The 14,553-nt window shown below is 73.5% G+C and carries 15 protein-coding genes and 1 pseudogene; 8 read left to right on the top strand and 8 right to left on the bottom strand.

Annotated features, from left to right (window positions below; genetic code table 11):
* Positions 1 to 43 precede the first annotated feature (43 nt).
* Positions 44 to 1,096 (bottom strand): PucR family transcriptional regulator, encoded by a 1,053-nt coding sequence (locus tag MUK52_RS03735; protein ID WP_114055224.1) that lies wholly within the window; start codon positions 1,094 to 1,096, stop codon positions 44 to 46.
* Positions 1,097 to 1,175: 79 nt separating this feature from the next.
* A complete protein-coding gene (locus MUK52_RS03730) occupies positions 1,176 to 2,393 on the bottom strand; it encodes a cation:proton antiporter (protein ID WP_284574615.1) in 1,218 nt (405 codons plus the stop codon).
* Between the two features lie 1,207 nt (positions 2,394 to 3,600).
* Between MUK52_RS03730 and MUK52_RS03725 the strand changes: the two genes are divergently transcribed.
* The 5 genes from MUK52_RS03725 to MUK52_RS03705 all read left to right on the top strand — a co-directional run bounded on the left by MUK52_RS03725 (position 3,601) and on the right by MUK52_RS03705 (position 7,697).
* Positions 3,601 to 3,930, top strand: a complete 330-nt coding sequence (locus MUK52_RS03725) for a MerR family transcriptional regulator (protein ID WP_114055226.1) — start codon at positions 3,601 to 3,603, stop codon at positions 3,928 to 3,930.
* 213 nt (positions 3,931 to 4,143) lie between these two features.
* The gene (locus tag MUK52_RS03720; RefSeq protein ID WP_284574614.1) at positions 4,144 to 5,415 is read left to right on the top strand and encodes an APC family permease; all 1,272 of its coding nucleotides are present in this window, start codon (positions 4,144 to 4,146) and stop codon (positions 5,413 to 5,415) included.
* 80 nt (positions 5,416 to 5,495) lie between these two features.
* Positions 5,496 to 5,810 (top strand): ArsR/SmtB family transcription factor, encoded by a 315-nt coding sequence (locus MUK52_RS03715; RefSeq protein ID WP_284574613.1) that lies wholly within the window; start codon positions 5,496 to 5,498, stop codon positions 5,808 to 5,810.
* Positions 5,811 to 5,844: 34 nt separating this feature from the next.
* Complete coding sequence (locus MUK52_RS03710; RefSeq protein WP_502963533.1) at positions 5,845 to 6,645, top strand: aquaporin; 801 nt, start codon at positions 5,845 to 5,847, stop codon at positions 6,643 to 6,645.
* Positions 6,642 to 7,697, top strand: a complete 1,056-nt coding sequence (locus tag MUK52_RS03705) for an ArsO family NAD(P)H-dependent flavin-containing monooxygenase (RefSeq protein ID WP_284574611.1) — start codon at positions 6,642 to 6,644, stop codon at positions 7,695 to 7,697. Before MUK52_RS03710 ends, MUK52_RS03705 begins: the two co-directional genes overlap by 4 nt.
* Before the next feature lie 44 nt (positions 7,698 to 7,741).
* On the opposite strand, the gene MUK52_RS03700 is transcribed toward MUK52_RS03705, so the two are convergent.
* The 3 genes from MUK52_RS03700 to MUK52_RS03690 are packed head-to-tail and all read right to left on the bottom strand — an operon-like array spanning position 7,742 to position 9,705.
* On the bottom strand, positions 7,742 to 8,239 hold the full coding sequence (locus tag MUK52_RS03700; RefSeq protein WP_284574609.1) for a GNAT family N-acetyltransferase: 498 nt from the start codon (positions 8,237 to 8,239) through the stop codon (positions 7,742 to 7,744).
* Entirely contained in the window at positions 8,236 to 8,604 is a 369-nt protein-coding gene (locus tag MUK52_RS03695; protein ID WP_114055232.1) for an ArsR/SmtB family transcription factor, read from the bottom strand. Before MUK52_RS03695 ends, MUK52_RS03700 begins: the two co-directional genes overlap by 4 nt.
* A gap of 24 nt (positions 8,605 to 8,628) precedes the next feature.
* Complete coding sequence (locus MUK52_RS03690; RefSeq protein WP_284574608.1) at positions 8,629 to 9,705, bottom strand: flavin-containing monooxygenase; 1,077 nt, start codon at positions 9,703 to 9,705, stop codon at positions 8,629 to 8,631.
* A 109-nt stretch (positions 9,706 to 9,814) separates the two neighbouring features.
* Here MUK52_RS03690 and MUK52_RS03685 point away from each other — a divergent pair, with 109 nt between their 5' ends.
* The 3 genes from MUK52_RS03685 to MUK52_RS03675 all read left to right on the top strand — a co-directional run bounded on the left by MUK52_RS03685 (position 9,815) and on the right by MUK52_RS03675 (position 12,719).
* Complete coding sequence (locus tag MUK52_RS03685; protein WP_284574607.1) at positions 9,815 to 11,185, top strand: FAD-dependent oxidoreductase; 1,371 nt, start codon at positions 9,815 to 9,817, stop codon at positions 11,183 to 11,185.
* Positions 11,186 to 11,377: 192 nt separating this feature from the next.
* Entirely contained in the window at positions 11,378 to 11,782 is a 405-nt protein-coding gene (locus tag MUK52_RS03680) for a BlaI/MecI/CopY family transcriptional regulator (protein WP_114058614.1), read from the top strand.
* Between the two features lie 4 nt (positions 11,783 to 11,786).
* Positions 11,787 to 12,719, top strand: coding sequence for a M56 family metallopeptidase (locus tag MUK52_RS03675; RefSeq protein ID WP_284574606.1), 933 nt, complete (start codon positions 11,787 to 11,789; stop codon positions 12,717 to 12,719).
* A gap of 129 nt (positions 12,720 to 12,848) precedes the next feature.
* Here the strand turns inward: MUK52_RS03675 and MUK52_RS33275 are convergent.
* The 3 genes and pseudogenes from MUK52_RS33275 to MUK52_RS03665 all read right to left on the bottom strand — a co-directional run.
* Positions 12,849 to 12,983, bottom strand: a pseudogene (locus MUK52_RS33275) (IS481 family transposase); the annotation flags it as partial.
* A 120-nt stretch (positions 12,984 to 13,103) separates the two neighbouring features.
* A complete protein-coding gene (locus tag MUK52_RS03670) occupies positions 13,104 to 14,114 on the bottom strand; it encodes a sporulation protein (RefSeq protein ID WP_114055235.1) in 1,011 nt (336 codons plus the stop codon).
* 104 nt (positions 14,115 to 14,218) lie between these two features.
* The gene (locus MUK52_RS03665) at positions 14,219 to 14,437 is read right to left on the bottom strand and encodes a hypothetical protein (RefSeq protein ID WP_046776758.1); all 219 of its coding nucleotides are present in this window, start codon (positions 14,435 to 14,437) and stop codon (positions 14,219 to 14,221) included.
* Between the last annotated feature and the right edge of the window lie 116 nt (positions 14,438 to 14,553).

Below are 14,553 nucleotides of genomic sequence, written 5' to 3'. Positions count from 1 at the left end.
CCTTCCGTTGCCCTCCTGGTCGCCCTGCGCGGGCCGTACGCGGTCAGGTCCGCCTCGCCGGCCAGTCGAGCAGGCGGGCGCCGATGACCGCGGTGTGGAGCGTGTAGCGGTGCACGGCGTCGTTCGGGTTGAGGCCGGTCAGGGTGTGGATGCGTTCGAGGCGGTAGGTGAGCGCCCGGACGCTCAGGGACAGCCGCCGCGCGGCCTCGGCGGCGGTGCACCCCGTGTCGAAGTAGGCGATCAGCGTGTGGATCAGCGGCTGCGGGCCGCCGCGCGCCTGCTCCAGCGGGCCGAGCGCGGTCTCCACCAGGTCCACCAGCGCCTGCCGGTCGCGGGCCAGGACGGGGAAGACCAGCAGGTCGGCGGCGCGCAGCAGCGGATCGTCGAAGCCCATGCGGCGGGCGACGTCGAGTGCGTTGAGCGCCTCCTCGTAGCTGTGGCCGATTCCGACGGCGCCCCGGCGGGGCCGGCCGATCGCGACCTGGCCGCCGTCGGTCGCCGCGTGCGCCCGCTTGGCGAAGTGGACGAGGACGTCGTCCTGTTCGGCCGGCGCCACGCACACCATGCGGCCGTCCTTGGTGGTGAACAGGATGCGCCGCCGTTCGAACCGGGCGAACAGGCCGGCCTCCACCTCGCGGGGCACGGGGTCGGTCTCGTCGTACGGGGCGGGCCCTTCGGCGACCGCGACCGCGTGCGTACCGGACAGGCGCAGCCCGAACCGCTCGGAGCGGGCGGAGAGCTGCCCCGGGTCGCCGCGGCCGTGCAGGAGGTCGTCGATGAACTCGCGCCGGGCGGCCTCCTCCCGGCGGACGACGAGCCGCTGGGCCTGCTCGTACCCCTCGGCGAAGGCGTCGATGGCCTGCTCGACGGCGCTGAGGACGCTGTCGAGGTCCGCCGACCCGGGCCGGCCGACCCGGCTGGCCGCGAGGTGCTCGCGGACCAGGGCACGCCATCCGTGCCCCGCCTCGGCGGCCTTGGCGCCGAGGATGCGCCGCGACTCCAGCTCGGCGCGGGTCAGGCGGCGGCCGGTCGCGGATGCCCCGGCGATGATCCGGCCGTAGCCCTCCAGGAAGCTGGTCTGTGTGGTGTGCTGCACCGGTCGGTGTCCCCCGTGGTTCTGCTGACGATGGTGCGAGTCTTGCACGGGGCCGTCGGGTGCCGGCCCCGCTGCCCCCTCAACTGCCGGTGTGAGCAGCGTCGATGCGCTCCGCGGCGGGCACGGGGATCGGCCCCGGCGGCGCGGGGCGGCGGGTGAGGCGGAGGGCGAGCGGCTCGGTCCACCGGGCGGCGACCGGGCCGAGGACGACGAGGATGAGGACGTACGCGGTGGCGAGCGGCCCGATACGGGGCTCGACGCCGACGGCGAGGCCGGCGATGACGATGGAGAACTCGCCGCGCGCGACGAGGGTGCCCCCGGCGCGCCAGCGGCCTGCGGACCGGATGCCGGCGCGGTGGGCCGCGTACCAGCCGGTGGCGATCTTCGTAAGCGTGGTGGCGGCCGCGAGGACGAGGGCGGGGACGAGGACGGGCGGGATGTCGGCGGGGTTCGTGGACAGCCCGAAGAAGACGAAGAAGACGGCGGCGAACAGGTCGCGCAGCGGGGTGAGCAGCGTGCTCGCCCCCTCGGCGACCTCGCCGGACAGGGCGATGCCGACGAGGAACGCGCCGACGGCCGCGGAGACCTGGAGCTCCTGGGCGATGCCCGCGACCAGGAGGGTCAGCCCGAGGACGACGAGGAGCAGCATCTCGGCGCTGTCGGAGGACACCGCACGGCTGATGACGCGCCCGTGGCGCAGGGCGAGGTACAGGACGGCGCCGACGGTGCCGAGCGAGACGAGCAGGGTGAGCGCGCCGCCCGCAAGGCTCACGCCGGCGAGCAGGGCGGTGAGGATGGGCAGGTAGAGGGCCATGGCGAGGTCCTCGATGACCAGGATGCCGAGCACGACGGGCGTCTCGCGGTTGCCGAGGCGGCCGAAGTCGCCGAGGACCTTGGCGATGACGCCGGACGAGGAGATCCAGGTGACGCCGGCCAGCGCCACGGCGGCGACGGGACCCCAGCCGATGAGGAGCGCGGCGACCGCGCCGGGCACGGCGTTGAGCACGAAGTCGACGGCACCGGAAGGGTATTGGGTTTTCAGGCTGGTCACGAGCTCGGAGGCGCTGTACTCCAGGCCGAGCAGCAGCAGGAGCAGGATCACCCCGATCTCGGCGCCGGTGGCGGTGAAGTCCTCGCTGGCGGTGAGCGGAAGGAAGCCGCCGTGGCCGAAGGCGAGCCCGCCGAGCAGGTAGAGGGGTATGGGGGAGAAGCCCACGCGTCCTGCGAGTCGCCCCAGGAGTCCCAGACCGAGGATGATCGCTCCGAGTTCGATGAGTACGACTGTGGTGTGGTGCACGGGCCTGTGTCCTCCGGTGGCGGGTGCGGGGAAGGCGGCGGTGCCTTCGCGGGATCCCGGCGGCGGGGGCGTGCCGCCGGTGGTGGAGCGCGTACGGGTACGGCCGGCCGCGAGCGCGTGCGCCGCGCCCGGGTGCGGCGACGGCCCGGGCGGGGTGTGCGGGGGCTGCGGTCCGGCGCATCAGCGGCCGAGGGGGCTGTGCCGCCGGCGGACGCACCGCTGGGTGACCCGTGTGGGCCCGGCGTGCCGCGCGACGGACGAAGCGTCGGACAAGGGGGGACCGGAAGGCAGACCCCGAGCCGGGAATGTGTCAGAAGCGCCGGTCGTCGGAGTCGCTGCGGCCGATATCGGGCACGCGGCCGCGGGGAGCGTTGTCGACGCGGACGGCCCGCAGGGCACGGTCACTTGACGGGCGGAAGCGCTGATCCGCGGAAGCGGTGGGCAGGGCCGGGGCGTTGCAGTGTCGTTGCACGTCGTCCCCCGTTCTTCTGGCATCGATGGCCGCCGGCAGCGGTCCGCAAAGATGAGCGCCAGCCCGCTCAACGGAGCGTAACGGCTCGGTGAAGGATTCTAGCGCAGGAAGAATGCGGTCAATCTTTCCCAATGACCCGAGCCGCCACAAAGGGTCCCTTCGCGGCGGGGGTCGGGCCGGCGGGTGCCTCTTTCGGGCGGATCCGAAAATCTATCGCGGCTGAAGTAGATTTTCCGCGGCAGTGGGGTTATGGTTTCTCTCGTAACCCAGACAGTCCGCAGGGCCTGGCAGAGACGAACTGCCAGGAGGCAGTACCAGCAGTTGCACGTCCGCAGGACGGTGCGGCGGTGGAGTTCCGAAGCCGGGTTGAGCGTGAGACGGCGACGGGGCTGACCGCCGCACCGGGCGGCTCGCAGTGATCAGGAGCCGCCGACAGCCGCAGGTGCGGCTGGGTCATGAGGTTCAGAGAACACCGAGGGAAGAAACGGAGGAACCGAGCGCCATCAGGATCGCCCGGGTCAGGCAACCGAGCCCGGGTACCGCAGGACATCGACAGTGAGGTGGTCTCCGGTCAAGCAGCCGCGATCCCCGCACCCCCGGCAGACTCTGGGCCGGGTCGGCGGAAGTACAGGGTCGGCGCATTATCAGGGCCGACAGATGGTGTAGTAGTTCCTTCGGGGCCCTGGTGCCGTACGGCGCCAGGGCCCCTCAACGCGTTCCGTGAGAGAGGTGCAGATGACAGCACGCGAATCGTTCGACGATCGTCTCGACGACGACGACTACCCCGCCTACACGATGGGCCGGGCCGCGGCCATGCTCGGTACCACCCAGGGCTTCCTCCGCGCGATCGGCGAAGCCCGCCTGATCACCCCGCTCCGCTCCGAGGGCGGACACCGCCGCTACTCCCGCTACCAGCTGCGCATCGCCGCGCGGGCCCGGGAGCTCGTCGACCAGGGCACCCCCATCGAGGCCGCCTGCCGCATCATCATCCTTGAGGACCAGCTCGAAGAGGCCCAGCGCATCAACGCCGAGTACCGCCGAGCGGCGGAAGCGTCGGCGGACTGAACCGCACACCGAGGGCCCGCTGGGCCGACCGGACCCCCCGGCTCTCCGCGCGCGGTCGCGGGCGCATGCCGGTCGACAGGGTCCGCACCGCTTCGGATCTGCGAGCGTCGCGCAGCGTGGGGCCGTGGCCATGGGGCCCGGCCGGCCTCGTATATCGTCTGCCGATATCGGAGCCCGTAAGCGTGTCGCCTCGCAGCGCTGAGGAGTGTGCCCATGAGCAAGCCCCCCGCCGCCGCCGGCGTCCCGGAGGAGCTGCGGCGGACGCTCGGCGTGCCCGACGCCGTCATGATCGGTCTCGGGTCGATGATCGGCGCCGGGATCTTCGCCGCGCTTGCCCCGGCGGCGCGTGCAGCCGGCTCCGGGCTGCTGGTCGGGCTGGCCCTGGCAGCTGTGGTCGCCTACTGCAACGCCACCTCCTCCGCGCGGCTGGCCGCCCGCTATCCGGCGTCCGGCGGCACCTACGTGTACGGCCGCGAGCGCCTCGGCGAGTTCTGGGGCTACCTCGCCGGGTGGGGGTTCGTCGTCGGCAAGACGGCCTCCTGTGCGGCGATGGCGCTCACCGTCGGCTCGTACGTCTGGCCGGGGCAGGCCCACGCCGTCGCGGTCGCCGCGGTGGTGGCGCTGACCGCGGTGAACTACGCCGGGGTGCAGAAGTCCGCGCTGCTGACCCGGGTCATCGTGGCGGTGGTCCTCGCGGTTCTCGCCGCCGTGGTGGTTGCGGCCCTCACCTCCGGTGCGGCGGACGCGGCCCGGCTGGACGTCGGCTCGGACGCCACGGCCGGCGGAGTGCTCCAGGCGGCGGGGCTGCTCTTCTTCGCCTTCGCCGGGTACGCGCGCATCGCCACCCTGGGGGAAGAGGTCCGCGACCCGGCCCGCACGATCCCGCGGGCGATCCCGATCGCACTGGGCATCACCCTGGTCGTCTACGCCCTTGTCGCGGTCTCCGCGCTGAGCGTGCTGGGCCCGGACGGGCTGGCCGGGGCGGCGGCGCCGCTGTCGGACGCCGCACGGGCCTCCGGCGCGGACTGGCTCGTCCCCGTCGTCCGGGTCGGTGCCGCCGTCGCCGCGCTGGGTTCCCTGCTCGCGCTGATCCTCGGTGTCTCGCGCACCACGCTGGCCATGGCCCGCGACCGGCACCTGCCGCACGCCCTGGCCGCCGTCCACCCCAGGTTCAAGGTCCCGCACCGCGCCGAACTCCTCGTCGGCGCCGTGGTGGCCGTGGCCGCGGCGACCGGGGACCTGCGCGGGGCGATCGGGTTCTCCTCCTTCGGCGTCCTGGTCTACTACGCCGTCGCCAACGCCTCCGCCTGGACCCTCACCCCCGACGAGGGGCGCCCGAACCGCCTGGTCCCTGCCGTCGGGCTGACCGGCTGCCTCGTCCTGGCCTTCGCCCTGCCCTCCTCCTCGGTGGTCTCCGGGACCGCGGTGATCGCGCTGGGTGCCGCCGTCTACGCCGTACGCCGAGCCCTCGCCGCGCGGGGCTGACCCGCGCCGGCCGATCAGGGCGCGCCGCCCAGGATCTTGCGGGCTGGCGTCAGTCCCAACTGATGTGACAGTATCAGTCCATGATGACGTCAGCCGATACTGATCTGATCCGGGTTCTGGCCGACCCGCTCAGGCTCCGGATCGTGACCCTCCTCGCCGGGGAGACGCTCTGCACCACCCACCTCGTGGAGGAGACGGGAGCGAAGCAGACCAACCTCTCCAACCACCTGAAGGTGCTGCGTGAGGCGGGTGTCGTGGAGACGGAGCCGTGCGGGAGGTACACGTACTACCGTCTGCGCCCGGAGGCCATCGAAGCCCTCGCCGGTCGGTTCGCCGAACTGGCCGAGGCCGCGCGTGCGACCGCCGAGGCGAACCTCAAGCGGTCCTGTCCCTGACCCGTCTGCCTCACCTGCCCGAGGAGATCCCGTCTTGACCACCACTGAGCCCGTCGGGGCTGCCGTCCCCGCGGCGGAGTCCGCCGCAGCCGCCGCCGGCGTGCCCCGGCCCGCGCCGGGCGCGACCCCGCCGCGTACCCCGCTGGTCGCCCGCGCCGCCGCCGAGCTGGTCGGCACCGCCGCCCTGGTCGCCGTCGTGGTCGGCTCCGGCATCCAGGCCACCGGACTCACCGACGATGTCGCCCTGCAGCTGCTGGCCAACTCCACCGCCACCGTCTTCGGGCTCGGGGTGCTGATCGCGCTGCTCGGCCCGGTCTCCGGTGCGCATTTCAACCCGGCCGTCACGCTGGCCGAGTGGTGGACCGCCCGCCGCGGCGGCGCCGGTGTGAACGCCCGCGAGGTGGCCGTGTACGTGCCGTCCCAGATCGCCGGTGCCATCGCGGGCGCGGTCCTGGCGGATGCGATGTTCGGGCAGCCGCTGGTGAAGTGGTCCACCCGCGAGCGCTCCGACGCCAACCTGCTGCTGGGCGAGGTCGTCGCGACCGCCGGCCTGATCCTGCTGGTCTTCGGCCTGGCCCGGACGGACCGGCTGCGGTTCGCGCCCGTCGCGGTGGCCTCGTACATCGGCGCGGCGTACTGGTTCACCTCCTCGACGTCCTTCGCGAACCCGGCCGTGACCGTCGGCCGGGCCTTCACCGACACCTTCGCCGGGATCGCGCCCTCCTCGGTGCCGGGCTTCATCGGCATGCAGCTGATCGGCGCCGCGGTGGGCCTGGCGCTCGTGGCGGTCATCTTCATGCAGGGCAGGACCGCGCAGGGGCAGCCCGCAACATGACGCACCGCACGGACGTGGTGGTGATCGGCGGCGGCCAGTCCGGGCTCGCCGCCGGCTACCACCTGCGCCGTCTGGGCATCGAGCACGTCATCCTCGACGCCCAGACGGCGCCCGGCGGAGCCTGGCAGCACACCTGGGACTCCCTGCGCCTGTTCTCCCCGGCCGCCTACTCCTCCCTCCCCGGCCGGCTCATGCCCGTCCAGGAGGGGCAGCTCTACCCCGATGCCGGCCACGTCGCGGCGTACCTGGCGGACTACGAGAAGCGGTACGAACTCCCCGTACGGCACGGCGTGCGGGTCGGCGCCGTCCACCGGGTCGGCCCGGTGCTGCGGGTCGAGGCGGACTGCGGGGACTGGCAGGCCCGCGCCGTCATCAGCGCCACCGGCACCTGGACCCGTCCCTTCCTGCCCGCCGTCCCCGGCCGCCGCGACTTCACCGGCCGCCTGCTCCACGCCGTCCAGTACAAGAGCCCTGCGGAGTTCGCCGGGCAGCGCGTGATCGTGGTCGGCGGAGGGAACTCGGGCGCCCAGATCGCCGCCGACCTCGCCGGTACCGCCGAGCTGACCTGGGTGACCCGGCGACCGCCGCGCTACCTCGCCGACGACATCGACGGCCGGGCCCTCTTCGACCACGCCACCGCCCGGCGCCGGGCCCTTGACACAGGCCGCGCGGACACCGGCGGAGTCGCCTCCCTCGGCGACATCGTCGCCGTCCCCGCCGTCCGTGCAGCCCGAGACGCCGGGCTCCTGGCCGCGAAGCCGATGTTCACCCGCCTCACGGCGACCGGCGCAGAGTGGGCCGACGGCAGCCGCACCGAGGCCGCAGCGGTCATCTGGTGCACCGGCTTCCGCCCTGCGCTGGCCCCCTTCGCCGGCCTGCGCCTGCGGGGCAGCCGCGGACACATCGCCACCGAAGGCACCCGCTCCGTGGACGAGCCGCGCCTGCACCTCCTCGGCTACGGCGACTGGACCGGCCCCGCCTCCGCCACACTCATCGGCGTCGGCCGACCGGCCCGCGAAGCCGCCCGGCAGATCCGGCACCTCCTCACCTGACCGCACCGCCACCTCAGGCGGCTCGCGGCACCGAGAAGTCCGGATCAGCCGATCACGGGGCTGCGGCGCTCCAGAAGGACCACGTCCCTCCACACGCCGCGATGGCGGCCGATGCGCTCGCGAATCCCGATGACCCTGAAGCCGGCCCGCTCGTGGAGAGCGAGGCTGGCGGCGTTCTCGGGGAAGATCCCGGACTGGACCGTCCAGATCCCGGCCGCCTCGGTGGAGGCGATCAGCGCATCCAGCAGTGCCCGGGCGACGCCGCGGCCCCGGGCGCCGGGGTGGACGTAGACAGAGTGCTCGACCACACCGGCGTAGGCGCACCGGTCCGAGACCGCGCTCGCCGCCACCCACCCGAGCACCGCCTCGTCCTCGTCGAGCGCGACGAAGCGGTGCTCGGCGAGTCTGGCGGCGTCGAAGGCGGCCCAGTCGGGGGCCGCGGTCTCGAAGGTGGCGTTGCCCTCGTCGATTCCCGCCTGGTAGATCGCAAGGACCTGCCGGGAGTGCCCGGGCAGCAGCGGGGCGATGTGCACGGCGCTCACGCCGTTCCTGCCGCGCCGGCCAGCAGCGCGCCCATGGCGGCGAGCACGGACGGCTCGACCCGGTAGTACACCCAGGTTCCGCGCCGCTCGGAGGACAGCAGGCCGGCTTCCTTCAGCTTCTTCAGGTGGTGGGAGACGGTCGGCTGGGAGACGCCCACGTCGGAGATGTCGCACACGCAGGCCTCCCCGCCTTCGTGGGAGGCGACGGCCGAGAACAGCCGCAGGCGCACGGGGTCGCCGAGCGCCTTGAACATCTTCGCCGCGACCTCTGCCTCCTCCGCCGACATCGGGCGCTCGGTCAGCGGCGGGCAGCAGGGCGCTGCGGCCTCGGGCGCCAGGAGCGGCAACACCTTCGCATTCGACATACGTCTATGTTGACACATATCGAACTAGTGGGGGAGGGGTGTCCTCCCGCGCCTGAGGCGGGCGGCCAGGCGGCGGGCGGCCCGCTCTGCATCGCGGCCGCATCCGCGCAGCGAGTTCGAGGAGAGGCTGCGCTGCCACTCCAGCCCCACATATGCCAGCCCGGGATGGCTGAGGGAGGCGCCCGCGCGGTGACGGGGCCGGCCGGAGGCGTCGAGGGCTCCGCGGAGGCCGGTCAGGTAGGGCAGGTCGGGGCGGTAGCCGGTGGCCAGGATGATCGAGTCCACCGCCTCCGTGCTGCCGTCAGCCCAGGTGACCCTGTCGCCGTCCAGGTCGGTGAACATCGGGCGCCGGTCCGGCAGTCCGGCGGCGAGGGCGGCCCGGTAGCGGCCGGGGTCGAAAACGGGCTGGGCGGGAGGTGTGCGCAGTACGCGGCCCAGCGGGGCGGTGTCGATGCCGCTGAGGGTGAGCCAGAAGTGCAGGTCCCGGCCGAGCAGGCGCCTGCGGGCGAACCGCACCGGCGCCCGCGTGGCCAGCGTCGTACGGCTCGTTTCCGCGAGTTCGGCGGCGACCTGGACCGCGGAGTTGCCGGCCCCGACCACCACGACGCGCCGGCCGGCGAACGGGGCGGGGCCGCGGTAGTCGGCGACGTGCAGCACCTGCCCGGTGAACGACGCGAGGCCGGGCAGCCCGGGACGGTGCGGGCGGCCGAAGCTCCCGGACGCGGCGACCACCGCGCCTGCCGAGATGCGCGCGCCGCCCTCCAGCTCGACGCGGAAGCCGTCGGAAGCGGCGGTGACGCCGGTGACCCGCCGGCGGGTGCGGATGTCGGCGTCCAGGTGTGCGGCGTAGCGGTCGAGGTAGGCGGCGACCTCGTCCCGGTGCGGGTACCGGTCCGGGTCGCCGCCGAACGCCAGGCCCGGCAGCGAGCTGAACCGGGCCGGGGAGAACAGGGTCAGGCTGTCGTAGTACCGGGGCCACGACCCGGCCGCCCGGTCCGACGCCTCCAGGACGACCGGCGCCACGCCCTGCCCGGCCAGCGCGTGTGCTGCGGCGAGACCGGACTGGCCGCCCCCGATGACGACGGCTTCCACGTGTTCCACGACGACCCCCATGAATTCGATGAATGTCTATGTTGACGCACATCGAAACAGATGCCATGCTGATCGCACAACCCATCGACAGGTATCGAAACAACCTGGGAGTCGAATCGTGAACGCGCCTGCCACCCCCACCGGCCTACCCGTCGTCGTGATCGGGGCCGGACCCGCCGGCCTGGCCGCCGCCGCCCACCTCGAAGACCGCGGCCTGGACTTCCTCGTCCTGGAGGCGGGCCCGCACGCAGGCGCCGCCACCCGCGACTGGGCCCACGTACGCCTGTTCTCGCGGTGGGGCGAGGTCGTGGACCCGGCCGCCGAGAAGCTCCTCGCCCCCACCGGCTGGGTCAAGCCGGATGCGGCCTCCTACCCCACGGGCGGGGACTGGGCCGAGCTCTACCTCCAGCCCCTCGCCGACGCCCTCGGCGACCGCGTCCGCTTCGGGACCCGCGTCACCGGCGTCTCCCGCAGCGGCCGCGACCGCGTCGTCGACGCCGACCGCGAGGCCCAGCCCTTCGTCGTCCACGTTGAGCACGCCGACGGACGCGAGGAGCGCGTGTTCGCCCGCGCCGTGATCGACGCCTCCGGCACCTGGTCCACCCCTGGCCCGGCAGGCGGCAGCGGACTGCCCGCGCTGGGGGAGAAGGCCGCCGCCGACCGGATCGCCTACCGCGTCCCCGACCTCAGGGACCCGGCCGTCCGCGCCCGCTACGCGGGCAAGCGCACCGCCGTCATCGGCTCCGGCGCCTCCGCCTTCACCGCCCTCGCCTACCTCGCCGACCTCGCCGAGGCCGACGACGGCGCCGGGACCAAGGCGCTCTGGGTCCTGCGCCGCGGCATCTCCGGCTCCACCTTCGGCGGCGGCGAAGCCGACCAGCTGCCCGCCCGCGGCGCCCTCGGCCTCGCCGCCAAGGCCGCCGTCGACAACGGGTACGCCGAGGCGGCGACCGGCTTCCGCACCGACGCCTTCGAGCGGGCCGAGGACGGCCGCCTGGTCCTCGTCGGCGAGGACGGCCGCCGCCTGGACCCGGTCGACGAGGCCATCGTCCTGACCGGCTTCCGCCCTGACCTGGCGTTCCTGGACGAACTCCGCCTCGGCCTGGACGACCGCCTCCAGGCCCCGCTCGCCCTCGCGCCGCTGATCGACCCCAACCAGCACTCCTGCGGCACGGTCTACCCACACGGAGTGAACGAGCTGTCCCACCCGGAGAAGGACGTCTACCTCGTCGGCATGAAGTCCTACGGCCGCGCCCCCACCTTCCTCGCCCTGACCGGCTACGAGCAGGTCCGCTCCATCGCCGCCCACCTCGCCGGCGACCGGGAAGCCGCCGAGCGCGTCGAACTCACCCTCCCGGAGACCGGGGTGTGCGGCGGCGCGGGACTCTTCGACGAGCCCGCAGCCGCGGAGGAGACCGGCGGCGGGTGCTGCGCGGCCCCGGCCACCCTCACCATCGGGGCCGCCCCCGCCCCATCCGGCGGCTGCTGAGGCGAGCGGCAGGCAAAGCGGCACGGGGCCGCGACCGGGACGGGGGTCCGGTCGCGGCCACACGCCGTGCTGCCCGCCCTCCGCCTCGCCCGGAGCGCCGGCCGGACTCGGCGTACGCCCCGCGCATCCGCAGACTGCAGGGGGCGGGTGGGTCAGTAGGATGAGGCCGGCGTGTACGGGAGGTTGACGACGGTGAGAGACGACGCGAACAGCGGTGCCGGGCAGGCGTCCCGCCGTCGGGGCCAGGGCGAGCTGGAGGCCCAGGTGCTGGCCGCCGTGGGGGAGGGGTCGGGCCCGGTCACGGCCGGCTGGGTGCAGGAGCGCATCGGCGGCGGTATCGCCTACACGACGGTGATGACGATCCTGACGCGCCTCCACGCCAAGGGCGCCGTCGCCCGGGAGCGGGCAGGCCGCTCCTTCGAGTGGACGGCCGTCGCCGACGAGGCGGGACTGGCCGCGCTGCGGATGCGCAAGGTGCTGGACGCAGGGGCGGACCGGCAGGCCGTGCTGGCGAGCTTCGTGACGGCGCTGTCCCCCGGGGACGAGCAGCTGCTGCGGGATCTGCTGGCGCAGGCGTCGGAAACGGGTGAAGACTGACGGCATGGGGGTTTTCGTCTTCCTGCCGCTCGTACTGCCGTTGACTGCCTGGCCGATTGCCCGGCTGGCCGAGTTCCGGCTCCATCCGCGCACGGCCACGCGGCTGCTGACGTGGACGGCGGTGCTGCTCGCGGTGTGCAGCACGCTGTGCCTGGCGCTGCTGATGGTTGTCGGAACCGCACAGCTGCCGGGCAATCCCCTGCCGGACGGCTGGTCGGATCCGGAGGTCCGCAAGGCGGTCCCCTACGACGAGGTCGCCGGGCGGGTGGCGATCCCGGCGCTGCTCGCCGTCACGGTGTCCTGCCTGGCGGCCGGGTGGCGGCATGTGCGGGTGCGCAGGCAGGCTGCGCGCGCTGTGGCGGGGCTGGCCGGCAGATCGGTGGCGGTGCTGCCCGATCAGGCTGCGTACGCGTACGCGCTGCCCGCCTGGCGGGGTGGCGGGCAGGTCGTGGTCAGCTCCGGCATGCTGGCCGGGCTCACTCCGGGCGAGCGGCGGGCGCTGTTCGCCCACGAGCGCGCCCATCTGGCGCACCGCCACCACCGGTTCCTGCTGGGGGTGCAGCTGGCGGCGCGTGCCAACCCGTTCCTGCGCCCGCTGCGGACGGCGGTGGCCTTCACGGCGGAGCGGTGGGCGGACGAGGAGGCGGCGGCCCGGACCGGCAGTCGCCGCACGGTCGCACTGGCGGTGGGCAAGTCGGCTCTCGTGTCCAGAGGGGCGCCCGTGGCGTCGCTGGCGCACTTCGCCGCCGGGCCGGTGCCGCGCCGGGTGGCGGCGCTGCTGGGCCCCGCGCCCGTTGCGAGGAACTGGTTCTCGGTGTTCACGACGCTGGGCCTGGCCATGTGGACGGCTGCCGCGGGAGTGACGGTGTCGGCTCTGTCGTCGGCCAACTCGGCGGTGACGCTGTTCTTCATCCTGCACGCCGCGCTCGACGCGTAGCCGGCCGCAGATCGATGCGGACTCCTCGATGCCGGCAGCCCGGAGGGGCCGTGCCATGGGGGCGAGGGCGTCGATTTCGCGCTGCAGGGTTCTCACACCGGGGTTGTGGGCGTGCAGGACGGTTGCACCCCACCGGTCGACGAGGACGTAGGTGTTGGTGCCCTTCGCCTTGAAACGCCGCCGCAGCTCGTGGTGTTCGCCAACCACGCAGCGGGCCGGCCGCAGCCGTCCGGTCTCGGGCAGGGGTGCATTACGGTGGGGCACGAGGGCCTTTCGGCCAGGTGTGGACGTCGCAGTCCACACCGGACCGGAAGGCCCTCACTCGTTCAAGATCCCTCAGCCGAGACCCGGTTCACCCGGCCACGACCTCCCGAGACATAACACCTAAGCCTCTTCGTCCTCGTCCTCGTCCCCTTCGAAGAAGTCCCCGATCTCGTCGACGGCTTCGGCGGCGACCATGCCGCCGACGACGCCGACGGCGAGGCCGGCCGCACCGGCGGCGACGACGGTGCCCATGCCGGGGCCGGTGCGGTGGCCGCCGTGGTCGTCCTTGTGGCCGTGACCGACCGCGTGCCCGTGGCCGTACGGGTCGTGGCCGTGGGAGCCGTGCGCCGCGTGGCCGCTGTGAGAGGCGAGGAGACGGCTGATCCAGGAGTCGACCTCGGCGTTCCAGTCGGTGTGCGCCGCCTGGTCGTGGCTGACGGTGTACCGGGCGAGGGCGTCGTGGCCGCCGGAGAAGAGGCCGCCGCGCTTGTCCGCCTCGACGACGATCTCCATGCCCGCCGGGTTCGCGAGGAAGGTGATCTCGATCTCGCTCGCCTGGTGGGCGTACCGGGAGGACGGGGTGAGCTCGATCTCCTGGTAGAAGGGCAGCTGCTGGCCGGTGCCGGTGATGCGCCCGTACTCGAGGTCGGCGGACTTGAAGCCGAAGCCGAGTTGGCCGAACGCCTCCAGAACCGCTTCCTGGACCGGCAGGGGCCGGACTGTGAGGGCGTCGAGGTCGCCCTTGTCCTTGGCACCTCTCACGCCGAGTTCGGTGCGCACCCCCAGGACGATGCCCAGCGGCTGCCCGTACAGCTCGGTGACCGGGGTCTCCCACGGCAGGGCGACCGCGAACGGGACGCTGCGGTGCTCGCCCTCGGCAAGGCGGAAGCCGCCCCCGACGGTGAAGCGCTCGAAGACGACCGCGCCGTCGTGCTCGCCGTGGTCGGTCTCGGCCTCGACACGGGCCACGAGTTCGAGCGTGATGTGGTCGATGTCGAAGTCCGCGCGCCCGCCGGTCAGGCGGACCTCGCCGGACAGGGTGCCGCCGGGGACGGCGCCGGCAGGGGCGAGGACCGTGTCCACGGCCGGGCCGCCGACCCCCATCGAGCCGAGCAGTCGCTTGAACACCATCGTGGCGTTCACTCCTTCAGTCATGGTTCACCAAGGCAGGCGCCCCGGCGGCCTGCCGCCGGGGCGAAGAGGGGTGCGCCGGCGGCGCGGGGTACTGCTTCGTACTACTTCGCGGCGTCCAGCGCGGCCAGCGCCTGGGCCCAGCGGGCGAACTTCAGATCGGCCAGGTCGGCGACCGTCTTGATCCCGAACGCTTCCTTCAGCAGCTCCCCCTGCCGCTCACTGACGCCCTTGAGCGCGTCCACCGGCGCTGCGAGGACCTCCGCCACGCTCTTGTCCGCCCATGCCTTGTCCAGCACCTTGTCGAGATCGATCGAAGCCATGAAAGGTCCCTCCCTGAAGAAACGTGCAGTCAACACAGAGATCCGCCAAAAGGTGTCCCTGCGACCGCCGTTGGCGGCGCGCGGGCACGCCGAACGGAAGGTGCGCGAAGATCACC

It is taken from the genome of Streptomyces sp. 2P-4 (assembly GCF_030167965.1).
Classification (GTDB): domain Bacteria; phylum Actinomycetota; class Actinomycetes; order Streptomycetales; family Streptomycetaceae; genus Streptomyces; species Streptomyces globosus_A.
Note: the sequence above shows the minus strand (reverse complement) of the source record. Positions and strands in the feature narration are given on the sequence as shown.